23 protein-coding genes are annotated in these 24,040 nt (G+C 35.8%); 20 read left to right on the top strand and 3 right to left on the bottom strand.

The window, feature by feature from the left end:
- Positions 1-374: 374 nt before the first annotated feature.
- The 13 genes from CHB72_RS09135 (at position 375) to citX (ending at position 12,987) form a co-directional block, all read left to right on the top strand.
- Complete coding sequence (locus CHB72_RS09135; RefSeq protein ID WP_330397024.1) at positions 375-698, top strand: molybdopterin cofactor-binding domain-containing protein; 324 nt, start codon at positions 375-377, stop codon at positions 696-698.
- 652 nt (positions 699-1,350) lie between these two features.
- Positions 1,351-2,313 (top strand): GntR family transcriptional regulator, encoded by a 963-nt coding sequence (locus CHB72_RS09130; RefSeq protein ID WP_089282583.1) that lies wholly within the window; start codon positions 1,351-1,353, stop codon positions 2,311-2,313.
- A gap of 14 nt (positions 2,314-2,327) precedes the next feature.
- Positions 2,328-2,738 carry a methylaspartate mutase subunit S gene (glmS, locus tag CHB72_RS09125; protein WP_089282582.1) on the top strand — a complete coding sequence of 137 codons (411 nt, stop codon included), beginning with the start codon at positions 2,328-2,330 and terminating at the stop codon, positions 2,736-2,738.
- Between the two features lie 15 nt (positions 2,739-2,753).
- Entirely contained in the window at positions 2,754-4,142 is a 1,389-nt protein-coding gene (gene glmL, locus CHB72_RS09120) for a methylaspartate mutase accessory protein GlmL (protein ID WP_089282581.1), read from the top strand.
- A gap of 14 nt (positions 4,143-4,156) precedes the next feature.
- On the top strand, positions 4,157-5,602 hold the full coding sequence (locus tag CHB72_RS09115) for a methylaspartate mutase subunit E (protein ID WP_089282580.1): 1,446 nt from the start codon (positions 4,157-4,159) through the stop codon (positions 5,600-5,602).
- A gap of 154 nt (positions 5,603-5,756) precedes the next feature.
- Entirely contained in the window at positions 5,757-7,010 is a 1,254-nt protein-coding gene (locus CHB72_RS09110) for a methylaspartate ammonia-lyase (protein WP_089282579.1), read from the top strand.
- A gap of 32 nt (positions 7,011-7,042) precedes the next feature.
- Entirely contained in the window at positions 7,043-7,885 is an 843-nt protein-coding gene (locus CHB72_RS09105; RefSeq protein WP_089282578.1) for a fumarate hydratase, read from the top strand.
- A 12-nt stretch (positions 7,886-7,897) separates the two neighbouring features.
- Positions 7,898-8,455: a Fe-S-containing hydro-lyase gene (locus CHB72_RS09100; protein ID WP_089282577.1), complete on the top strand. Its 558-nt coding sequence runs from the start codon at positions 7,898-7,900 to the stop codon at positions 8,453-8,455.
- Between the two features lie 9 nt (positions 8,456-8,464).
- Entirely contained in the window at positions 8,465-8,728 is a 264-nt protein-coding gene (citD, locus tag CHB72_RS09095) for a citrate lyase acyl carrier protein (protein WP_089282576.1), read from the top strand.
- A gap of 11 nt (positions 8,729-8,739) precedes the next feature.
- Positions 8,740-9,615, top strand: a complete 876-nt coding sequence (locus tag CHB72_RS09090) for an HpcH/HpaI aldolase/citrate lyase family protein (protein WP_089282575.1) — start codon at positions 8,740-8,742, stop codon at positions 9,613-9,615.
- A gap of 300 nt (positions 9,616-9,915) precedes the next feature.
- A complete protein-coding gene (gene citF, locus CHB72_RS09085; RefSeq protein ID WP_089282574.1) occupies positions 9,916-11,457 on the top strand; it encodes a citrate lyase subunit alpha in 1,542 nt (513 codons plus the stop codon).
- Between the two features lie 4 nt (positions 11,458-11,461).
- Positions 11,462-12,499 carry a [citrate (pro-3S)-lyase] ligase gene (citC, locus tag CHB72_RS09080; protein WP_089282573.1) on the top strand — a complete coding sequence of 346 codons (1,038 nt, stop codon included), beginning with the start codon at positions 11,462-11,464 and terminating at the stop codon, positions 12,497-12,499.
- The gene (citX, locus tag CHB72_RS09075) at positions 12,499-12,987 is read left to right on the top strand and encodes a citrate lyase holo-[acyl-carrier protein] synthase (RefSeq protein WP_141131374.1); all 489 of its coding nucleotides are present in this window, start codon (positions 12,499-12,501) and stop codon (positions 12,985-12,987) included. Before citC ends, citX begins: the two co-directional genes overlap by 1 nt.
- 291 nt (positions 12,988-13,278) lie before the next feature.
- On the opposite strand, the gene gltS is transcribed toward citX, so the two are convergent.
- From gltS to CHB72_RS09060, 3 genes are all read right to left on the bottom strand, one after another.
- The gene (gene gltS, locus CHB72_RS09070) at positions 13,279-14,466 is read right to left on the bottom strand and encodes a sodium/glutamate symporter (RefSeq protein ID WP_089282571.1); all 1,188 of its coding nucleotides are present in this window, start codon (positions 14,464-14,466) and stop codon (positions 13,279-13,281) included.
- Positions 14,467-14,625: 159 nt separating this feature from the next.
- Positions 14,626-15,501, bottom strand: coding sequence for a response regulator (locus CHB72_RS09065; protein ID WP_089282570.1), 876 nt, complete (start codon positions 15,499-15,501; stop codon positions 14,626-14,628).
- 5 nt (positions 15,502-15,506) lie between these two features.
- Entirely contained in the window at positions 15,507-16,745 is a 1,239-nt protein-coding gene (locus CHB72_RS09060) for an ATP-binding protein (protein WP_089282569.1), read from the bottom strand.
- Between the two features lie 592 nt (positions 16,746-17,337).
- Between CHB72_RS09060 and CHB72_RS09055 the strand changes: the two genes are divergently transcribed.
- From CHB72_RS09055 to CHB72_RS09025, 7 genes are all read left to right on the top strand, one after another.
- Positions 17,338-18,201, top strand: a complete 864-nt coding sequence (locus CHB72_RS09055; RefSeq protein ID WP_089282568.1) for an efflux RND transporter periplasmic adaptor subunit — start codon at positions 17,338-17,340, stop codon at positions 18,199-18,201.
- 10 nt (positions 18,202-18,211) lie between these two features.
- Positions 18,212-18,907: an ABC transporter ATP-binding protein gene (locus CHB72_RS09050; RefSeq protein WP_330397023.1), complete on the top strand. Its 696-nt coding sequence runs from the start codon at positions 18,212-18,214 to the stop codon at positions 18,905-18,907.
- Positions 18,900-20,087, top strand: coding sequence for an ABC transporter permease (locus tag CHB72_RS09045; protein ID WP_089282567.1), 1,188 nt, complete (start codon positions 18,900-18,902; stop codon positions 20,085-20,087). Before CHB72_RS09050 ends, CHB72_RS09045 begins: the two co-directional genes overlap by 8 nt.
- Before the next feature lie 98 nt (positions 20,088-20,185).
- Positions 20,186-20,860: a response regulator transcription factor gene (locus CHB72_RS09040; RefSeq protein ID WP_089282566.1), complete on the top strand. Its 675-nt coding sequence runs from the start codon at positions 20,186-20,188 to the stop codon at positions 20,858-20,860.
- Positions 20,857-22,152, top strand: a complete 1,296-nt coding sequence (locus CHB72_RS09035; RefSeq protein WP_089282565.1) for a sensor histidine kinase — start codon at positions 20,857-20,859, stop codon at positions 22,150-22,152. Before CHB72_RS09040 ends, CHB72_RS09035 begins: the two co-directional genes overlap by 4 nt.
- Before the next feature lie 306 nt (positions 22,153-22,458).
- Positions 22,459-23,208, top strand: a complete 750-nt coding sequence (locus CHB72_RS09030) for a GTP pyrophosphokinase (protein ID WP_089282564.1) — start codon at positions 22,459-22,461, stop codon at positions 23,206-23,208.
- Positions 23,209-23,287: 79 nt separating this feature from the next.
- Positions 23,288-23,989: a zinc metallopeptidase gene (locus CHB72_RS09025; RefSeq protein WP_089282563.1), complete on the top strand. Its 702-nt coding sequence runs from the start codon at positions 23,288-23,290 to the stop codon at positions 23,987-23,989.
- The last annotated feature ends 51 nt before the right edge of the window (positions 23,990-24,040 follow it).

Here is a 24,040-nt window from a genome sequence, read left to right as displayed (position 1 = left end):
ACTGCAAAAATGGGGTTGTACAGCCCTACGACCTGATGACTTTATTTGTATTAATGGACATAAATCTGCCCTATCATGATGGCTTTTATTGGTGTGGAAGGATCAGGTAGCTTTCAAACGTGTCTGATCAATCTAATTCCCATGTTAAGTTTTTCTGTGTAAAGGACCCCGATGGTGTTAGGATACAATTTGTAGAAAACATGTAAAATAATTGATCGAATTTTGAACAGTAGATTAATGTAACCAAATTATATAGGGAATCAACAAAATTCCCACTTGATTTTAAGAAAATTCCATAACAAGTAAAAGAATCCTATCAATAAATTTTAAAATAGGGTTCTTTTTTATTCCCTTATATGAGTGCACCTGCAGCTATGGAGGAGGATGCCATAGAAATCCATCCAGAAACCCCAAATGTATACTTTAAAACACAAAGAGTAAAAGGGGAAGATACAAAACCTTTAATGAAAAGTTTACCTTATGTTATTGAAGATGACTTTTATGTTGGAAGACAACCCCATCTTGTTTTGGAACCAGACGTGGGCTTCACCTACATGGATGAAGAAGGCAAGTTGATTGTTCATTCTAAAAGTATTGCCATGCATTTTCACCATTTAATGATAGCGGAAGGTATTGGAATCGACCCTGACAAATATATTATTGTTCAGAAGCCTACAGGAGCTACTTTACTTAGGTAGTTAGATATCCATGTAAGGCTAAGAATATAAAACCTGTACTATGGCGTACATTGAGTTCGTAGATGGATGTTTCAACCTGATCTTTTGCTTTTTTTGAAAAAAATTTTCGTTACAAAATTTAATTTATTTTCGCAAGAAATAGGTCGGGAATTCAAAAAAATGAGAGAGTGATAAAAAGCACATTCATTCTAATAGAAGGAAAATATTAGGAAAATTTACCATAAGTCCATTAAAGCCTATAGGTATAGAACTAACATAAGGGTAACACCAATGGATAGAAGTTATAAATTTTTTATAATTCTCGCCAACAAAAAAACAGAAGCAGAATCAATAGGTCCAATTTTTCTAAATTGGACCTATTGATTCTGGACATTTTTATAAAATCACTTGCAAATAACAGAAAAAGCACAGGATGAAAGATTGAAATTACAAGGATTCATTTATTGAAAACAAGAGAAAAACCGCTTAAATGGCAGAAAAATTAAGAAACCATAGGCAAGATCAATCTGAAACCGTTTTCAATATTGAAAATCAAGATATATGGCAGAATATGAACATAAACAAATTTTCAAAAGCGTGTTAGAATATGAAATTAATTGGACTAATCCAATGAGCAATTAGATGAATGTCGGAAAGAGGTGGTGGTCAGGAAATGAAAATCGAAAGAAAAAGTGGTGTGCCAATTTATACACAAGTAAAAAATCATATTATAGACGATATAAAAAATGGCAGATTAAAAATAGGTGAGAAGCTACCGACAGAAAGAGAATTATCTCAAAAACTAAAAGTAAGTAGAAATACCATCTCAGCTGCTTATAACCTATTGGAACAAGAAGGTGTACTTATATCTTATCAAGGTAGAGGAACCTTTGTTGCAGAAGAAGGCAATACATGGAAACAACATACAACAAAAAATAAAGTGGTTAGATTTATTGATATAGCGTTAGAAGAAGCTATAGAGATGGGCTTAAACACAAAAGAGTTTATTGCCCTTGTACAAGAAAGGGTAAGAGAGAAAGAACTTTTAATAAAAAATATTAATGCTGTATTTGTAGAGTGTAACATAGAGCAGGCAAGATATTTTGCTGATGAATTAAGCCGAGTTACGCATCTTAATGTATTACCTATGACGGTATCTCAACTTCAAAATAGAAGCGAAGTTGTTGAAGAAACCATTAATAAAACCCAAATTATTATTACTGCCTTTAATCATGTAAATGAAATAAAGGGCTTGATTGTAGATTTGAAAAAAGAAGTGTTTGGTATTGCCAGCAACCCTAACCTAGAAACCATTGTAAAAATTGCAAAATATTCTAAAGGAACAAAGTTTGGACAAATAAGTCTTTCAAAGGAATTTTATTTTAAGGTTCAATATGCATTAAAATCAGCGGGTTTAGAAAATCTTGCGATGAATGCCACCACCAGTAAAGACGAAAAAGAAGTACTTAGGGTAATTGAGGGATCTGACGTAATTATCGTTTCTCCTGGAAGGGGAGAAGAGATCAGGCGGTTAGTTGGTAAGGGAAAAGACGTTATACAATTTGATTATGTTCTTGACCAAGGTTCAGTTAAAGCAATCCTATCTAGGATTATGGAAATAAAAAGTTATTTATAAGGGGAGAAAATACTATGAAAAATAATATTGTACTAGGTGTTATAGGAGCAGATTGTCACGCAGTTGGAAATAAGGTGCTTGACTATGCCTTTACAGAAGCAGGATTTGAAGTAATCAATATAGGAGTACTTAGCTCCCAAGAGGATTTTATCAATGCAGCAATTGAAACCAATGCATGTGCCATTTTGGTATCATCACTTTATGGTCATGGAGAAATTGATTGTAGAGGATTAAGAGAAAAATGTGAAGAAGCAGGGTTAAAGGATATACTATTATATGCTGGAGGAAATCTTGTAGTTGGAAAGCAGGAGTGGACACCAGTACAAAAGAGATTTGAAAATATGGGCTTCAATCGTGTCTATGCTCCAGGAACCTCACCAGAAGTAGGAATAAAAGATTTAAAAGAAGATTTAAAATCTATTTAATCTAAGGGTGATAATATGAATGCTCTATTACTGATTGACTTTGGTAGTACATATACAAAGCTTACTGCTGTTGACATGGAAAATGAGGAGATCATCGCCAATGCAAAGGCACTGACAACCGTGCAAAGTGATATTATGGTTGGTTTTCAAAATGCATACGGTATTATGAAGGACAAGTGCAAAGGTAAAGATATCCAATTTAATGAAATGCTGGCATGCAGCAGTGCGGCAGGAGGATTAAAAATGATCGCTGTTGGGTTGGTACCGGACCTTACAGCTGAGGCAGCAAAAAGAGCTGCTTTAGGGGCAGGTTCTAGGATATTAGAGGTATATAGTCATGAACTGACCCTCAGAGAGATTAGAGATATGATTCAAAAGAAGCCTGATATCATCTTATTAGCCGGTGGAACAGATGGTGGCAATAAAGATTGCATCCTACATAATGCAAAAATGATTGCGATGAATATAAAAGATGTGCCAGTAGTGGTTGCAGGGAATAAAAAAGCTAATGATGAGATTGAAGAAATCTTTATGCAACAGGGCATTGATTATGAAATAACAGATAATGTCATGCCAAAACTCAATGTATTAAATGTTGAACCTGCGAGAGAAGCTATTCGAGACGTCTTTATGAAAAAGATTATAGAGGCTAAAGGAATGAAGGGTGTAGAATCCTTTATCAATGGTATTCTTATGCCAACCCCGGCAGCGGTCTTAAACGCAGCAAAGATTTTAGCTAATGGAACCGATGAAGAAGAGGGTATTGGGGATTTAATTATTGTGGATATTGGAGGAGCAACAACAGATATTCACTCTATAGCAGAGGGAGAACCAACAAAACCTGGTATTATGAAAACCGGTTTGCAGGAACCCTATGCAAAGAGAACCGTAGAAGGGGATCTTGGGATGCGAGTAAGTGCTGAATCTCTTTGGCAAACAGTGGCAACAAGAAAAATCAAAAAATTTGCTCCTAATTTGACCTATAATGTTCAGGAAAGATGTAACTATCTTGCGCAGCATGTCAATGAAATTCCTAAAACTCCTGAAGAGATAGAATTTGATGAGGCAATGAGTATGGCAGCTACAGAAGTAGCGATGGAACGACATGTAGGTGTTTTGGAAGATGTTTATACACCGATGGGGAAGGTGTATTCTCTAAATGGCAAGGATTTATCTAATGCCAAATATGTAATAGGTACCGGAGGGGTATTGATTTACAGTGAAAATCCAGGAAAAATATTAAAGGCTGGCTTATACAGTGAAGAAAACCCTAAATATTTAAAACCAATGAAACCAAAGCTGTTAGTAGATAAAACCTATATTCTTTCAGCAATGGGTTTGATGGCAGTAAAATATCCGAATCAAGCAATTAGAATATTAAAAAAATACCTTATAAATGTATAATGGGAGGAAAAATAATGGAACTTAAAAATAAAAAGTTGACAGAAGCGGAATTTTCGAAGCAAAGAGAGGAAGTACTAACCCATTGGACAACAGGGAAAGATGTAGATTTACAAGAGGCAGTGGAATATTTGAAAAAAGTTCCTGAGCATAAAAACTTTGCAGCAAAGCTTAGAAAAGCAAATCAAGAAGATATAACTTTAGCACAACCTAGAGCAGGGGTTGCATTAGTGGATGAACATATTAAACTTTTACAATATCTTCAAAATGAAGGTGGAGCAGATCTTCTACCAAATACCATTGATAGTTACACAAGACAAAATAGATACAATGAATGTGAGATTGGTATTCAAGAAAGTATTAAAGAAAATCGTTCCATGTTAAATGGGTTCCCCGTAGTAAACCATGGAGTAGAAAATTGTAGAAAAGTATTAGAGGCAGTAGAACTTCCTCTTCAAGCGAGACACGGTACACCTGACGCAAGATTATTGACAGAAATTATTCATGCAGGGGGATGGACCTCTAACGAGGGTGGTGGAATCTCCTACAATATCCCTTATGCAAAAAGTGTTAGCTTAGAAAAAACAATTTTGGACTGGCAATATTGTGACAGATTGACAGGGATGTATGAAGAAATGGGTATTGAAATTAATAGAGAGCCTTTTGGACCTCTAACAGGAACCCTTGTACCTCCTAGTATGTCCAATGTAGTAGCTATCATTGAAGGACTTCTTGCTGCAGAACAGGGTGTTAAAAACCTTACATTAGGATATGGACAATGTGGGAACTTAGTACAGGACGTTGCAGCAATCAGAGCTTTAGTAGAACAGGCATCGGAATACTTCAAGACCTATGGTTATCATGTAGAACTTACAACTGTATTCCATCAATGGATGGGTGGTTTCCCCGCTGATGAGTCAAAGGCATTTGGTGTGATTTCATGGGGAGCTGCTACAGCAGCATTAGCTGGAGCAACAAAGGTAATTGTTAAAACTCCACATGAAGCTATTGGAATTCCTACAATGGAGGCGAATGCACAAGGAATCAAGGCAACAAAACAAACATTAAACCTATTAAAAGGTCAAAGACTGCCGATGTCCAAAGAACTTGAATTAGAAATGAAACTTATTAAAGCAGAAACAAAATGTATTTTAGATAAAGTATTTGAATTAGGTAAGGGAGATCTTGCAGTAGGAGCCGTAAAAGCTTTTGAAACAGGAGTGATGGATATTCCTTTTGCCCCAAGTAAATATAATGCAGGAAAAATTCTTCCGGCTAGAGATAACAATGGAGCCGTTAGATACTTGGAGTTTGGTAATATTCCTATGTCAAAGGAGATCAAAGATTTCAATAGACAATTATTAGAAGCAAGAGCAAAAACTGAAGGAAGAGATGTTAGCTTCCAAATGGTTGTTGATGATATTTATGCTGTAGGTAAAGGAACACTTGTAGGTAGACCATAAAATAAAATGAGACTTAATTCAGAGGACGTTTTTCCCTCTGAATTGTAGCTGAATTTATTTCGAGGATGTAGTGCTTAGACTGGCACTTGTCAAAGGGGAGTCTTAGCAATACACCGAAGTACAAATAATATAAAAACTTGGGGGAATCGTTGACATGAAAATTATTGATATTGTATGCTCATCTGGAAGAACAGGATTTTACTTTGATGATCAAAGAGCTATTAAGCAGGGGGCGGAGCATGACGGGTTTACCTATCTAGGTGAAGCTGTTACAGAGGGATTTACAAGCGTTAGACAAGCTGGAGAGTCCATTTCGGTGATGTTTATTCTAGAAGATGGTCAAGTAGCCTATGGAGACTGTGCTGCTGTTCAATATTCAGGAGCAGGTGGAAGAGATCCTCTATTCTTAGCGGATGAATTCATTCCAATTATCGAAAAACATATTGCACCAAAGCTTATTGGAAGAGAACTTACAAGTTTTAAAGAGCTGGCTGAAGAAGTTGATAACATGGTGGTAGATGGTAAAAAGCTTCATACAGCCATCAGATATGGTATCACCCAAGGAATTCTTGATGCAGCTTCTAAAGCAAAAAAGATAACAATGGCAGAAGTCATTAAAAAAGAGTACAATACAAATGTAGAGTTTAAAAGAATTCCTATTTTTACCCAATCCGGGGATGATAGATACAATAATGTAGATAAAATGATCATCAAGGGGGCAGATGTTCTTCCTCATGCATTGATCAATCACGTTGATACAAAACTAGGGAAAAATGGTGAAAAGCTTAAGGAATATGTTGGCTGGTTAAAAAACAGAATAGAAACCTTAAGAGCTAGTGAAGAAGATAGTTTTATAATGCATATCGATGTTTATGGTACCATTGGTATAGCTTTTGATAATGATACTGAAAAAATGGCAAACTATCTTGGAGAACTTGAAGAAGCTGCGGCTCCTTTCAAACTTCGAATAGAAGGACCTATGGATGTTGAAAATAGAGGGGGACAAGTAAAAGCCTTAAAAGACTTGAGAATTGCTTTAAAGGCTAAAAACATTGGTGTTGAACTTGTTGCGGATGAATGGTGTAATACATGGGAAGACATCAAATTATTTGTAGATGAGGGTGCAGCAGATATGATTCAAATTAAAACCCCAGACCTTGGAGGAATTAACAACATCGTAGAGTCTATCTTATATTGTAAAGAAAATGGAGTAGGTGCCTATAGTGGTGGAACCTGTAACGAAACTGATAGATCGGCTCAAGTGTGTACGAATATAGCTATCGCTTGCGGTGCGGACCAATGTCTTGCAAAACCGGGAATGGGTGTTGATGAAGGATTTATGATCGTGAATAACGAAATGAATAGAGTGTTGGCATTAGCAAAAAGAAGAGAACTTGCACTAGCGTAAGGAGAAGAATAAATAAATAGGAGTGCTGTACAATGAAGGAAATCCACGTCTCTGAAATTACCAAAACCGTAAAAAAACTTTGTATTGATGCAAATTACTATCTGACAGAGGATATAAGGGCAAGACTTAAGGAAGCAAGGTCTAATGAAAACTTTGCCATCGCACAAAATATCCTAGATGTATTAATGGAAAATGCAGATATTGCTAAAAATGAAGCAAGGCCCATGTGTCAAGATACAGGGATGGCTGTAGTATTTTTAGAAATCGGTCAAGAGGTGCATGTTGTTGGAGGTAGCTTAGAGGATGCCATTAACGAAGGAGTAAGGCGGGGTTATACAGAGGGATATTTAAGAAAATCTGTGGTAGATGACCCTATTGAAAGAATAAATACCAAGGATAACACTCCTGCCATTATCTACTATGATATCATTCCGGGAGATACCTTTAAGGTCACAGTTGCCCCAAAAGGATTTGGCAGTGAAAACATGAGTCAGATTAAAATGTTAAAGCCATCGGATGGAATTGAAGGGGTTAAGGATTTCGTTCTTAAGGTAGTAAAGGAGGCGGGGCCAAACCCCTGTCCTCCTATTGTTGTAGGAATAGGAATCGGAGGAACCTTTGATAAAGCTGCTTTCCTTGCCAAAAAAGCCCTTTTAAGATCCACAAATGAAAGAAATTCGAAGCCTTTTTATGCAGAATTAGAAAAAGAGTTATTAGGGACAATCAATGATTTAGGAATAGGACCACAGGGATTTGGCGGTAGAACAACAGCTTTGGCAGTAAATGTAGAAACCTACGGAACTCATATTGCAGGATTGCCTGTTGCAGTGAATATAAACTGTCATGCAACAAGACACGGGGAAGCCCATCTATAGGAGGTTGATGAAATGAGTAAAAGAATAACAATGCCCCTAACCAAGGAAAAAATAGAAGATCTGGAGGCAGGAGACAGTGTTTTACTTACAGGAACCATCTATACTGCTAGAGACGCTGCCCATAAAAGGTTGGTTGAACTTTTAGCAGAAGGAAAGGATCTACCTTTTGATGTAGAAGATCAAGCGATTTATTATGTAGGGCCTACTCCAGCAAAGGAAGGACAACCGATAGGTTCAGCTGGACCTACAACCAGCTATCGAATGGATGCCTATACCCCCCAACTTTTAGAAAAAGGTTTAAAGGGAATGATTGGAAAAGGAATGCGGAGTGGGGAAGTGATAGAAGCCATGAAGACCTTTGGGGCTGTTTATTTTGGAGCTATAGGTGGTGCGGCTGCTTTAACAGCTAAATGTGTTAAGTCGGCTGAAGTCATTGCCTACGAAGATTTAGGTGCAGAGGCCATAAGAAAGCTCTATGTTGAAGAGCTTCCACTAGTTGTGGTAATTGATGCAAAAGGTAACAATTATTATAAAATAGGACAGCAAGAATATTTAGAAACACAAAGGTAGGTGTCAGGTATGAAGATTAAAGCTCCAGCAAAGGCAGGTACGATGGAATCCAATGACATATATATCATGATTCAGCCTAATGATGAGGATGGGATTATCATTGAACTTGAAAGCATTGTGATGAAACAGTTCGGAAAGCAAATTAAACAGGTGATTTTAGAAACATTAGAAAGCATGGAGATCAAAAATATTCATGTTGTTGCTAAAGATAGAGGAGCGCTAGATTATACCATAAGAGCAAGAGTAGAAACTGCAGTGAAAAGAGCAATGTAAGGGGTGATTTCATGGAGAGACTTAGAAGAACAATGCTATTTATGCCAGGAAACAATCCTAGTATGCTGCAAAGTGCTGGCATTCTTGGGGCAGACAGCATTATATTAGATCTTGAAGATGCAGTAAGTATTACAGAAAAGGATGCAGCTAGGGTATTAGTAAGAAATGCCATAAAGGATGTAGATTTTTATGATACTGAAGTTGTTGCAAGAATCAATCCCCTTTCATCTGGCTTTGGTTTAAAAGATGCTGAGGAAATAGGGAGAGTAAAACCTGATGCTTTAATGGTAACAAAAGCAACGGAAGAAGATGTATCGACAGTATGTGAAATTTTAACAAAAGTCGAGATAGAGGAAGGATTTGAAGCGGGAAGTATCAAGATTTTTCCCTTAATCGAAACCGCCTATGGACTTGAAAATATACACAGCATCATAAAAGCCTCTCCTAGGGTAATAGGAATTCTGCTAGGAGCAGAGGATTTAACCGCTGATCTTGGGATTAAAAGAACGAGAGAAGGGGAAGAGATTTTCTACGCAAGAAGTAAGGTTGCTGCCGCCTGCAGAGCCCATAAGATAGATGCTATTGATACACCCTTTGCTGATATGAATGATTGTAAAGGTTTTGCAAAGGATATTCATACATCTAAATCATTAGGTATGACAGGAAAAGCTGCTATTAATCCAAGGCAAGTGGATACAATTCATGAAATTTTTGCACCTTCAGAGGAAGAGATAGACTATGCCCAAAGGGTAATTCGTGCAATGGAAGAAGCGCAAAAAGAGGGTAAGGGTGTATTTTCTTTAGATGGAAAAATGGTGGACGCACCGATTATTGCAAGGGCGGAAAATGTAATGAAAAAAGCAAAGCTTGCAGGCTTGATAAAATGAAACTTAATTCATAAGTAGACAACCGAAAGTTTGGTTTGCAACTTTCGTGTTGGTCAATTATGGGTAACTAACTATAGAACTTAATTTTGATATACTAAGGGCTACATTTGCAGCCCATGGTTTTGGGCGAAACCGTAGACCGTGTATATCAAAATTAAAGTTTAACATTGATTATCTATAGGTTGTTCATCTATAGGAAATTTTGTCCCCGCTGAATTGTAGTTGAATTTACTTCGAGGATGTAGTGCTTAGACTAGCGGGAGTCTTAGCACTGCAGCGAAGGAAAAAGGAGTGGTAGATATGAAAAATATACTTCGAAGAGAAATTCCTGAATCTATCCAAGGCTACGGAACCGTCAGACCATTTAAAGGAGCTTTTGCAAGCTTAGGAGAGATAGAGAAGAAATCTGTGATGCTAAAATCTACAGTACCAGGGGAAAAGAAGGTGTTAGCATCTATTCAAGAAGCTATCAGAAAATGTAATATCAAGGATGGTATGACGATTTCCTTTCATCATCACTTGCGAAATGGTGATTACGTATTAAATATGGTATTAGAAGAAATTGCTAAAGTCGGAGTAAAGGATATCAAGGTTGCAGCCAGTTCTATATTCCCTATTCATGCTCCCTTAGTTCGACATATGAAAGATGGTACGGTAACTGGGATCTATGCAAACTATATGTCAGGACCTGTAGCAGAAGCGATTTCAAAAGGAGAATTAAAAAATCCAGCTATTATGCATACCCATGGAGGAAGAGCAAGGGCAATTGAATCTGGAGACATTTCCATTGATATAGCATTTATTGCGGCACCTACCTGTGATACCTATGGTAATATCAATGGTGTAGATGGAGAGGCTGCCTGTGGTTCTTTAGGCTATGCTGTTCCAGACGCTGTATATGCTGCAAAAACAGTAGCAATCACCGACAATCTTGTCGTCTATCCTGCATGTCCTATTGAGATTACTCAAGAACATATAGATTATGTTGTACAAGTAGAGAGTATAGGAGATCCAAAGGGCATCGTATCGGGAACAACCCAAATCACCAAGGATCCTGTAGGATTGAAAATTGCTAAGATGACTTCAACGGTGATAGAAACATCGGGACTATTAAAGAATGGTTTTTCCTTCCAAACAGGAGCTGGTGGAACCTCTCTAGCGGTTGCTGCTTATGTGAAAGAATTGATGGAAAAGAAGGATATCAAAGGTAGCTTTGCAGCCGGAGGAATTACTGGTTATATGGTAGAAATGTTTGAGGTAGGATTATTTGAATCCCTTTTCGATGTTCAGTGCTTTGATTTAAAAGCAGTTGAATCCTACAGAGACAATAAAAAACACCAAGGTATGTCAGCATCTATGTACGGGAATCCCCATAATAAAGGTGCTGTTGTAAACAATCTTGATGTAATGATCTTAGGAGCAACAGAAATAGATACAGACTTTAACGTCAATGTTACAACTGGTTCAAGCGGTATGATTATGGGAGGGTCAGGGGGACATAGTGATACGGCAGCAGGATCAAAGCTAGCTATTGTTGTTACACAGCTGGTAAAAGGAAGACTTCCTATTGTTGTAGACGCTGTTACCACAGTTACTACTCCTGGAGAAACCATTGACGTCCTAGTAACAGAAAGAGGTATTGCCATAAATCCTAAAAGACAGGATCTAATAGAAAAACTAAAAGCTACTAACCTACCGATTATGACGATTAAAGCTTTAAAGGAAATAGCAGAAGGAATGACAGGCGTACCAGAAAAAATTGATCTAGATGATGAAGTGGTGGCTGTTGTTGAATATCGAGATGGTACTGTGATTGATGTTGTTAAAAAGATAAGGGATTGATTTTATGCAGGATATTCGCATTGAAAAAATAGATTTGAACACCAACCAAAGGCTAGAAGTTGAAGGTTTTCTTTCAACTTTTAACCTATTTTTTGATAAAGATATAGAGTACACAGTTGTAGCAAAAGTTAAAGATGAAATTTTAGGTACGTGCTCTTATGCAGGAAAGGTGTTAAAGTGTTTTGCGGTAAAAGAAGGGCTGCAGGGGGAAGGTATAGCTTCGAAACTGGTTACCCATATCATTAATCAGCTTTTTGACAGAGGGATATATGAGTCCTTCGTATTTACAGAGCCCAAAAATTTACCTATATTTAAAGGACTTAATTATCATGAGGTTCACACGGTGGAGGAAGTTTCCTTACTAGAAGGTGGTATGGCTAATGTAAAAAAATATACAGAAAGAATGCTTATGAATAGTGAGCTTTCTGCAGAGAAAAAAGCTGCTCTTGTAATGAATTGTAATCCCTTTACTTTAGGACATAGGTACTTGATAGAAAAAGCAGCTGAAGAAAATGAAGAAGTAGTGGTGTTTATAGTAGAAGAAAATCGTTCTCTTTTTCCCTTTGAAATGAGACTAGAGCTTGTCAGGAAAGGAACGGCAGATTTAGAAAACGTCCATGTTTTGGCAGGAGGAAGCTATATTATTTCCTCCACTACCTTCCCATCCTATTTTTTAAGACTAGAAGGAGAGCGGTTAGAAGCCTATACAAAGCTGGATGCAGGTATATTTGGAAAATACATTGCTCCAGTTTTTAATATCGAAAAACGATATATTGGAACAGAACCCTACTGTAGGGTTACAAGCCAATATAATGAAGCATTGCTTCAAATATTACCAAAGCAGGGAATAGAAATAGTGGAAGTAGATAGGCTTCATGTTCAAGATAAAGCGATTAGTGCTTCAGAAATAAGAAGGCTAATAAAAATTGGAGATTGGCACAGTATACAGAGCTTAGTTCATTCAGCAACCTATGGATTTTTAAGATCAGATGAGGCAAAACCTATCATAGAAAGAATAAAAAGGAGTGACTCTCCCCATTGATGAATAACATTTTAAAGGCCAGGGAAGATAGATACAACACTATATTGGACTTAATAAATAGATATCAATTACCGGTGGTTTCTGGTAAGATCAATTATCCCGGCAATAATAAAAATACCATGGAATCCCTAAAAGCCTTCGGAGTTTTACAGCAGTTATTAATTGCTAGATACACTCAGCATAGTATATTTACAGAAACCCTTTCAGGAGAGGACGGTAAGAGTCTTTTAATGGTGGTGCAGTTAACATCATTGGAGGCTAAAAAAACAGCGCTGAATTTAGAAACCAATCATCCACTGGGAAGAATCTTTGATATAGATGTATATAGGGAAGATGGTCGCTCAATAGGGCGAGAGAATGTAGGCTTGGAAAGCAGGCGGTGCTTCCTTTGCAATGAGGATGCCAGAGTATGTATGAGAACAAAAAATCATAGTCTCCAGCAAATAATAGATGGAGTAAACAAACTGATTATGGATATATGCTTATAAAACTAAATTTTAATAGGCACCAGTCTACGGTTTTGAAAGTGAAAATTTTTTTTTGAGGGAAACAATGTGCCTAAAGATCTTGAAGTTTGTCAGTACATCTGAACGTAGTGAAGAATCTAGGGTTTAATGATCCTTCGCTAGTGTTCAGGATGACAAAAACATTTTTCAGTGGTCTTCAAAATCAGAGTTCAACACATAAAAAAGGCGACTGAGAAATTTAAAAGGAAATTTCAGTCGTCTTTTTATACGCAATGATTTAATTTTTATTTGCTGTCACTCGTCGAATTAAATCTAAAATAAATTTACAAAAGCAGTAATAATCCCAGCATTGGCAAAGTCAATAAATAAACTTCCTACTAGAGGTATGATGAAAAATGCTGCGGGAGCTGGACCATATTTGCTTGAGATAGCTTCCATATTTGCGATAGCATTAGGAGTAGCTCCCATACCAAATCCGCAATGTCCTCCTGCTAAAACCGCTGCATCATAATTTCTTCCCATTACGTTAAAGGTTATAAAATAAGCAAATAATCCCATAAGAAGCGCTTGTACAAATAACATTACAAACATTGGAACGGCTAAGTCAGCCAACTCCCATAGTTTTAATCCCATTAGAGCCATAGACAAGAAAATAGACAAAGAAATATTACCTAAAATATCTATTTCAGTGCTTGTCACTTTGTAGGCATGGGTTATATCTGATATGTTTCTTATAATCGCCGCCGCAAACATAGCACCTATGTAAGAGGGGAATGTTAAGCCAGTTTTTTGGATAAGTATTGAAAAAATTGTACCAATGCCCATAGCTAAAATAATTTGGAATGCTGCTGTAGAGAAGTTCTTAGGGACCAAAGCTTCTGTTGTTGTTTCCTCATTCGCTTGAGTAGAAGCCACCATAGTTAGGTCTTGCATCAAATTGTTTTTTTCAATTAATCTCTTTGCAATAGGCCCTCCTAACATACTTCCGCAGATTAAGCCAAAGGTAGCAGAAGCCATAGCAACTGTTGATGCACCTACAGCCCCTCTTTCTTCAAATAAAGGAGCAAAGGCACCTGAGGTTCCATGCCCTCCTGTCATAGGAACAGATCCGGTAGAAAGACCGATTAAAGCATTTAAATCAAAAACCTTTGCAAGGGCAACCCCAATAACATTTTGTAGAGATACTAAAACAATCGCCAAAATTAAGAATAATAAAACTTGAAATCCGCCTTTCTTCAACAGCTTTAAGCTAGCAGTAAAACCTACAGTGGTGAAAAAAGCTGTCATTAAGACACTTTGAAGCGTAGTGTCAATTTGGAATTGTAAGATATTGGCTTGTCTTAAAAATAAAGCTAATATTGCAAAAATCAATCCACCTATAACAGGTGCAGGAATACAGAACTTTTCCAATACCTTTACTTTTCCTCGGATTGTTTGTCCTAAAAGTAAGACCACTACTGCTAAAGCTACCGATTGAATGACATCTAGTTGTAATACCATATGCATACCTCCTATAATTTTATAAGACAACGTTTACATATTAATTATAAGGAGTACACTACAATATACGACTAGTTGTAACAAGACTCGACAAAAGTGAGAGGGAAATTTCAAATAATTCAATCCCTTTATGAATTATGCAAGAAATAATTCATGATTCTAAAAATTCAATTTAGAAACAACCCCCTCCACAAATTTTTTCACACTAATTTTTCCTCTATCTTCTCTAGAATTGTTTATATGGTTGATTTCTTGTTTTACTTGTTTAAAATCAAATAGAACACCACTATGTTCTATAAATTTACTATTATAATAGTCATCATTACCTAATGCAGCAATATTTTCTAATGCCTTCAAGATCGTTCTTCTGATTCTTTGCTCAATGGTTCTTGCGTGAATAACAGTATTGTTAAGAAGCCTTTCTTCTTCAGCAATTTGTTGATAGATATCCTGTAGTTGATAATTGGAAGACTTTTTTTTCTTCTTTAGAGAAACAATTTCTTCAATAAGCTTTATCAAATCTTTACACCCAGATTCTCCTATGATTCCTATGTCTGTAAAAATATAATCAATCTGTTCTCTCCAATTGTCTTGAACATTTGTCTGTTTTTCTCGTTCAATATGAAAGACTGCATCCTTAATCATTGCGACAGATCTTTCTAATTGAAGGGTTTGACATACGCCTTTTATAACATTAATAGCTTCAATATTATTAATAGGTTTATGTATAAAGAAAATAATGCCATTTTCGTAAGCCTTTGCAATCATGTTATCATTATCTACTTGAGAAATCATAATAAATTTTCCTTTATATCCAAGAGAACGGCAGGATTGTATTATCTCAATACCATCTTTTTGTGGTAACAGAAAGTCAATGAGGACAATATCAGGTTGATAAAACATAATTTCTTCAGGTGCATGCTCTCCGTTGTCTAGTTCTTCTACAACCTTGCCTAAATTATTTTTTATAATTAAGTAAGTCAGCATTTTTCTTACATTGATATCATCATCAATAATCAAAAAAGTACTTGTCATCAATATCACCCAATCAGTATTTGTTTTGGTATTACAATTTCAAAAATCGTTCCTTCTTTTATTTCATAGGTCACGTTTATTTGCCCTTTTAATTCATCCACCATGCTTTTTACATGAGATAAGCCAATTCCTGTAGAGGGGGTTCCACATTTTTCATCATACTTTGTAGTAAATCCTGGATTAAAGATATAAGGAAGAATCTCTTCTTCAATGCCTTTGCCATTATCAATAACTTGAAATACGATATGATCTTGAATGGTTTTTTGAAATACTTGGATTTTTCCATCGCCTTCACAAGCGTCTATGGCGTTGATAATTAGGTTATTTAAAATGGTAAATAGATGATAATATTTTTGTACTTGAAAATTATCTTCATAACTAAAGGCAATAGAAATATTAAGGTGGTTTTCCTTTAGATATCGCCAGGTGTTTTCGCGGATAATAGCAAACATATCTGTCAGCATCATTCTGCCATTTTCTTCGAAATTATCTAAAAAGCTTTCAAAACCCTTTAGCACCCTATAATAATCTTTTTTTATCTCGTGGATCTCTAAGGCAATGTTTAGCGTTTTCTCTTTTAGAGCGCTATCCTCTTTAGAATCTTCATAAAGAGCATAGCTTTTTTTCATAACATTTTCAATATCACGAGTAGATTTTTTTAAATAAAACATCTCTGCTTGGATACTAGAAACCAAGAGGTTTAACTGTGCATACTTTTTCCGATGTTCTCGAGTAACCAAGGAAAGCTCTTGCCTCCGATAAAAAAGAAAAAGCAAATAAGCACTCACACTTCGAGTAATTCCTACTAAAATAATCATTTGAAGAAAAGGAGCAAGAAATTTATCTTGTCTGATGAGAATTTCAGTCGTATTACTTATTATATCACTAAAGGCTAAAAAGATAATCATCTTTATAAGACTGTGTTTGTTTTCTTGTATCTTCAAAAGTGATACAAATATTCCATAGATAATATAGTAGACAATAGAAGGACCATGCAGGAGAAAAATATCTTGTGGTGCTAAGGAGTAGAATAGTACCCCCAGTAAACTTCTTTGCAAGAACACAGCAATACCTGAGAAGACACAAGTGAAAAAAGGAGAAATTTCTTCATCTACCAAGAGAATTAAATTTAGTGCAATAATGGCTGCTGAAAATCGCAGCGTACTATTAAAGGGATAAAAATAAATTTCACCGAAGACTGCTACAGCTAGGGAAAAAATTAAATATTTTTTAAAATTCTTCATAATCTCCTCCAATGTAGTATTCTATAGAACCATTAGCTGCCTCATGAAGGCGTTACTCCGATATCCATTGATAGTAACAACTTGCTCAGACATAATTATCCCCTATACAAGTTGAAGAGATACAAGAAGATAATTTGGCAACAAGCATCAGTCTTTATTGATTCATTTTTATATTTTATCATAATTAAAGCATTGAGAACTACTCCTTTTGGCAATCAATGGGACGGTTCTGCCGATTAATTACTCCTGTTGTAGTATAATAAAAGAAAACATAAAGGAGCAATCAATATGCCACGAACTGCCAGAGAGAAAAGCAAAAGCGGTATATATCATGATTTAATCAAAAGAACCGTCTCTACGATAAAAGAAATGTACCCTGCAGAGTAGGCTCTTTTGAGGATCTATTCTATAGGGTGCATTTTAAAGTTTGGGGGAATGCTTTGTTATGGAAATTGTTTTCTAGTGTGTTCATAGCCTTTATTAAAGTATTTTCTTCTTTATGCTTGGTATATATTTCTGATTAAGATAGTTCATATTGAGTTCACATTGACTTTTTATAATAGAAACACAACAAGCTAAGGAGGAAGACAAAATGAAAAGAAAAAAATCTAATAAAAACAAGACCATGATTATAGGGATTGTGTGTGTGCTGATAGCAGCTTTAATGATAGGGGGTACATTGAGACCACAGGCAGAAAGCTATAACGAAGAAACAGTAAGAAAACAAGACATTGAAACCTATTATCGTTTCAACGGTAATATTGAAGCAAAGAATAGACAAATGGTGATAGCAGAGAGTATGATGCAAATAAAAACAATTCATGTTGAAGAGGGAGACATTGTAGAAAAAGATGATATATTGGTTGAAAGCACCCAAGGCCAACAAATAAAAGCGAAGATTGACGGCCAGGTTGGCGAAGTTTTAATTGAAGAAAGTGCTACCCTAATGGCAGGAGCAAATATGGTAACTCTTACAGATTACTCAGATTTACAAGTGGTGATCAAGGTTGATGAATATGATATTGCCTCATTGTCACCAGGTCAAGAAGTAACTGTACTAGTCAATGCACTGGGTGAGGAAATTACAGGTGAAATTGCTAAGGTATCCAAAGAAGCAACATCGGTAAATGATATCGCTTATTTCACAGCTTCCATCGATCTGGAGGATCATAGTGAGTTATTAATGGGCATGTCCACAGAGGTAAGCATCCTTAGTCAAAGCGCTCCTAATGCCACTACCCTCTCTATGAAAGCACTACAATTTGATCATCAAAATCAGCCTTTTGTATATTATAGGGACAACAGCGATAAAGTTGTTACCAAAGCTGTTAAAGTAGGAATCAATGATGGTAATACTGTTGAAATTCTTGAAGGAGTAAAGATAGGTGAAGTCGTTCTCATTCCTAGGGACAATAGGACAATTACATCTCCTTCTAGTATGATGAGAAACCAATAGGAGGTGCTAAATGATGAGTAAAGAAATTCTTTGTATGAAAGACATTGTAAAAGTTTATCAAATGGGAGATGAAGAGCAGGCTATTTTAAAAGGAATTGATCTTAAGGTTTGCAAGGGAGAATTTATTTCTATCCTAGGGCCTTCAGGTTCAGGGAAATCTACAATGATGAATATTATCGGTTGCTTAGACATGCCTACCAGTGGAGAATATATTCTTTCTAATCGTATCATTGCGGACCTTGGTGAAACTGAATTGGCTCAAATACGTAGTAAAGAGATAGGCTTTATCTTTCAATCCTTTCAACTATTACCAAGACTTACAGCAATTCAAAATGTAGAACTCTCATTAATTTATTCAGGAGTCCCCGCAGTTGAGAGAAGAAAAAAAGCCCAGAAGATGCTGGAGCGGGTTGGACTAGAAGAAAAAGTAAACCATTATCCAAACCAATTATCTGGTGGTCAGCAGCAACGGGTGGCAATTGCACGGGCATTGGCTACTGATCCAACCATTCTTCTGGCAGACGAACCAACAGGAGCCCTGGATCAAAAAACAGGACAGCAAGTGATGGAGCTTTTTCGTGAACTACATGAAGAAGGGCGAACCATTATTATGATTACTCATGACGTGAATATTGCTAAAAAAGCAAGTAGACTTGTAAAAATTCTTGATGGTAATTTGTTAGAGGAGGTAGTTGAGGATGATTAGAGAAAGTATAAAGATGTCATGGCAGAATATATCTCATAATAAAATGCGGTCCTTTCTGACAACACTAGGTATTGTCATTGGTGTCACCTCTATTATTGCCTTGATTACAATTGTACAAGGCGTAACAGGTGAGGTTACTAACCAGTTTGAAAGTTTAGGTGCTGGTAAAATTACGATACAAGCTCCTGGTACTCCTCTCAAACAAGGGTTAACCGACAACGATATTAAGAGACTCTCTGATATTGAAGATGTCGAAGGGGTATCTCCCACACTTTCTATTCAGGGCTCCGTTGTTAGAAATGCCTCGGTAGAGGAAGGAATTAGAATTGAAGGTAAAAACGAAGTCTATTTTCAGCATAACCCTGATTTGATTTCTCGAGGTAGAGGATTCAATATTTTGGATATGGAAAGTAAAAATAGGGTAGCCATCATCAATGAGACTCTTGAAGAAGATTTATTTTGGGGAGAAGATTCCATCGGTGAAGCAATGCAAATTAATGGGACCACCTATACTGTAGTAGGTGTAACAAATAATGATATTTCAACAGATATGATGTCTATGGGAGGGTCGGGCTCGGAAAGTAAAGTAATTATTCCTTATCAAACTGCAATGGGAATCGCAGGGGTTGGAAATACATCCTCTCTTGAATTACTGGTTTCTGATTCAAATAAAACAGATGAAGTCATTCAAAACGTAGAGCTCATATTGAATCAAGCTTTCAATTATAAAGAAAACAGTTACAGTATTATTAATATGGAGGATTTGCTGGATGTGATGAATAGTATGACTGATATGATGACTATGATGTTGGCAGGTATTGCATCCATTGCATTGTTAGTAGGTGGCATTGGGATTATGAATATGATGTTAGTATCTGTGACAGAACGAACCACAGAAATTGGGTTACGTAAAGCACTAGGGGCAGAACCGAAGCGTATTCAGCTACAATTCTTGATTGAGTCTATTTTTCTTTCTCTACTGGGTGGTCTGATTGGACTTGTATTAGGTTTAGGTATATCATGGATTGTATCGAATGTAATTGGGTTTACCTTTGTTCCATCTAGTGGAGCCATAGGTCTAGGCGTTGGTTTTTCTGCTGCAGTGGGAATCATCTTTGGATGGGCACCTGCAAGAAAGGCAAGTGTGTTAAATCCAATTGATGCCTTGAGAAGTGTGTAAATAAATCAATTAAAAACTTATTTTATGACGAAAGGTAAGCCCTTGATTGGTATCTTGTTTATATTTTAAAGGAATACTATTGGCTAGGGGTGAGATATATGGTTAATATTCTAGTGGTTGAAGATGATAAAAATCTTCAAAAATTGATGATGGCTGTTTTAAAACAACATGGGTATGAGGTCGTAAGTGCTAAAGATGGGTTACAGGCTTTAGAGATGCTGGATGCATCCCATGTAGATTTGATGATTAGTGATATTATGATGCCAAATATGGACGGGTATACTTTAACCGATGCACTCAGAAAATCAAATTATAATTTACCAATTCTGATGGTGACTGCAAAGGAAACCCTTGATGATAAAAAGAGAGGGTTTTTTGTGGGAACTGACGATTATATGGTAAAACCCATTGATATGGATGAGATGGTTTTACGAGTAGCGGCATTATTACGTCGCTCCCGGATCATCAATGAGCATCGTCTAACAATTGGTGAAGTAGAACTTGATTATGATACTTTAACTGTTAATAAAAAAGGGAGTTCTATCCTTCTACCTAAAAAAGAATTTTATCTCCTATTTAAGCTTTTGAGCTATCCTAAACACATATTTACAAGGCAACAGCTCATGGATGAAATATGGGGGTTGGAATCAGAAGCTGACGAACGTACAGTAGATGTTCATATTAAGAGATTAAGAGAAAAATTTGCTGATTTTCCAGAGTTTCAGATCGTGACAGTTCGAGGTTTAGGGTATAAGGTGGAGATAAAAATATGAAAAGGATTACCGTGAAATTAGCCTTGTTTTTTATTTTTCTCATTTGTATTTCCTCAGCTTTATCTTTTTTTGTATCAACTCTTTTTACTCATAATATCGAAAATGAAATGAAATTGAATCAAGAAGTAATAGCCATTTCTATATTAGGATTAGAACAAAAAACAGATTTAAGTATAGAGGAAATTGTTAACATTATACCTACTTCTATGTATGATGTCCGTAGAATTGAAGATATTGGCTTAATGGAAATAACCAAGGAGGAATTAGAAAAAATCCAAAATCATGAAATTCTTTTTATGTCCCACAGCAGATTTCGTGATCCAACTACAATACTAATGTTAGGGGATGATTATATCCAAATCAGTCTTCATCCTCATAATACGATCTTTAAAATTGTTGCATCTCGTGTATGGTTTTCACTGTTTTTATACGTTGTTATAGGAGCATTGTTAATTATATTATTAGCTAAAAGAGTAGTTAAACCAATATTAAAACTAACTTCAGCTACACAAGAAGTGGCAAAGGGTAATTTTGATATACAGGTTGAAAATAAAAGTTATGATGAGATTGGACAGCTTACAAAGAACTTCAACAAAATGACAAGGGAACTAAAAAATATAGAATATCTTCGCAAGGATTTTATCACCAATGTATCCCATGAGTTTAAAACACCGATTGCATCGATCCAAGGCTTTGCTAAATTGTTACAAAAAGGCAATTTATCCGAGGAGGAGAAACAGGAATACACCAATATTATTGTTGAAGAAACGGCGAGATTGTCTAATCTTTCTTCCAATATATTAAAGCTCTCAAAGCTTGAAAATCAGGAAAAAGTCGAGAAAAAGATTGCATTCTCTTTGGATGAACAAATAAGAAAAAGTATTTTACTTCTTGAGCATCAGTGGAGTAAAAAGAATATTGAATTTGATATTGAACTTGATAAAGTTCAGTATCAAGGAGATGAGGAACTACTTCAACAGGTTTGGATGAATCTTTTAGGTAATGCCATCAAGTTTTCAAATAGCAATAGCATAATCGATATAAGACTTAATCAAACAGCCACTACTGTAAAAGTCAAAATAACTGATCATGGCATCGGTATGAGTGAAAAAACCATGGTGCGTATTTTTGAGAAGTTTTATCAAGGGGACAAAGCTCATTCTTATGAGGGCAGCGGGCTAGGCTTATCCCTTGTAAAGCGTATTCTGGATTTGTGTGGTGGTAATGTCTATGTGGAAAGCAAGCTGAATGAAGGATCTACCTTTACTGTTAAGTTACCGTTACAGTATTGAAAAGTTGTAGGCTCTCTAGGATTTCGTGTCAGTCGCTTACTTGTTTCATCGAAAGCCAACCTATGGATCTTCCAAAGGAAGGCTTTTTTATGGCTAAGATAAATTCTTGTTTACAATAGTTCATATTTAGTTCACATTAAATTTATATAATAAAGTTATAACCTAAAAAATCATGCAAGAGAGTGGTAAAAAATATCGACAGAAAATTATTTTGCAAAAGGGAGTTGTGACTTGAAAAAAGAAAAAAATCCGAAAAAGCCAATAATTTATTATTATATGGCAACGATGATAAAGGAGTGAGAGAAAATGGAAATCAAACAAAAAAACATTGACTTAAAGCAAATAGAATCAATAAAAACAGAGTTAACTCGATTTATGATGTCTTATAAATTTGCATTGGATGAGGTAAATACAAAAATTGATATTTTGAAGCAAGAATTTCATTATATTCATGATTATAATCCCATTGAACATGTTAAATCTCGACTTAAAACACCAGAGAGTATTGTAAAAAAAGTTTATAGAAAAGGATATGGGCTTTCATTGTCTTCGATAAAAGAAAATATTCAAGATATCGCTGGCATTCGAATTACTTGTTCTTTTATCTCTGATATTTACGAATTAAGTGACATGCTACAAAATCAAAGTGATATAAAAGTTATTGAATGCAAGGACTATATAAAAAATCCTAAGCCTAATGGCTACAAAAGCCTGCATTTGATATTACAAATTCCCATTTTTATGTCTGACAGAGTAGAAGAAACCTATGTAGAAGTGCAAATTAGAACTATCGCTATGGATTTTTGGGCAAGTTTAGAACACAAAATTTACTATAAGTATGGTAAAGAGATTCCTGAAAGATTAGTGACAGAGCTTAAGGAAACAGCAAATTCAATATCACAATTAGATAAGAAAATGGAAAACATCCATAAGGAGATCAATGAAATTAAAGAAGCAATTGATTTCAATGATGGTACTCAAGAAATCTTTATTAATAATGAAAGATTTTATCTTCCCCATGATTTTTTAACACAACATTTCAATTTAACAAAATAGATTGATAGTTAATATTGAATGAAAGAAATATGTTTGTTTTAATAAGAAGTTTATCAAATTATATTAAGGAGTGAGAAAAATGTTTTTTCCATATGGTTTTTTTCGATTTGATCCAACGATGATTATTTTAATTCCTGCAATTATCTTTACCCTCTATGCTCAAGGAAAAGTAAAATCAAATTTTGCCAAATATTTAAGGGTACCAACACGAAAGGGATATACAGGGGTTCAAGTAGCCAGAACACTTTTAGATCAACATGGATTACAGCATATACCGATTGAGCTTGCAAGGGGACAGTTAAGTGATCATTATGATCCAACAAAGCGTGTATTAAGGCTGTCTGGGGAAGTATACCAAGGCAGTTCTATTGCCTCAGTTAGTGTTGCTGCCCATGAGGTAGGGCATGCAATTCAGCATGCAAATGGATATATACCATTGTCTCTAAGAAATATGGTTTTTCCTGTGGCAAGATTTGGATCTTCTGCTGCTTGGTTTTTCATTATGATAGGGTTACTGATCCCAAGTCTTGGAGGGTTAATGGATGTAGGCATTTTACTCTTTGGAGCAGCAGTTGTTTTTCAACTTATTACCCTACCAGTAGAATTTAACGCTAGTAGTCGGGCTTTACGGTTACTTGACGCCAATGGACTTATTGTGGATGAAGAAGCAAAGGGAGCACAGAGTGTACTTAAGGCTGCAGCTTTAACTTATGTGGCAGCTATGGCAAGTGGAATCGCACAACTACTGAGACTTATTTTGATCAGAAATAGAAGAAGATAATAAAGTAAGACACAGTAGGCTTAATGAACGCTATGGAATATTGAAGTCATA

The sequence above is a fragment of the Anaerovirgula multivorans genome (genome assembly GCF_900188145.1).
Taxonomy (GTDB): domain Bacteria; phylum Bacillota; class Clostridia; order Peptostreptococcales; family Natronincolaceae; genus Anaerovirgula; species Anaerovirgula multivorans.
The sequence above is the reverse complement of the archived record's forward strand: the minus strand, read 5'-3'. Positions and strand labels throughout refer to the sequence as shown.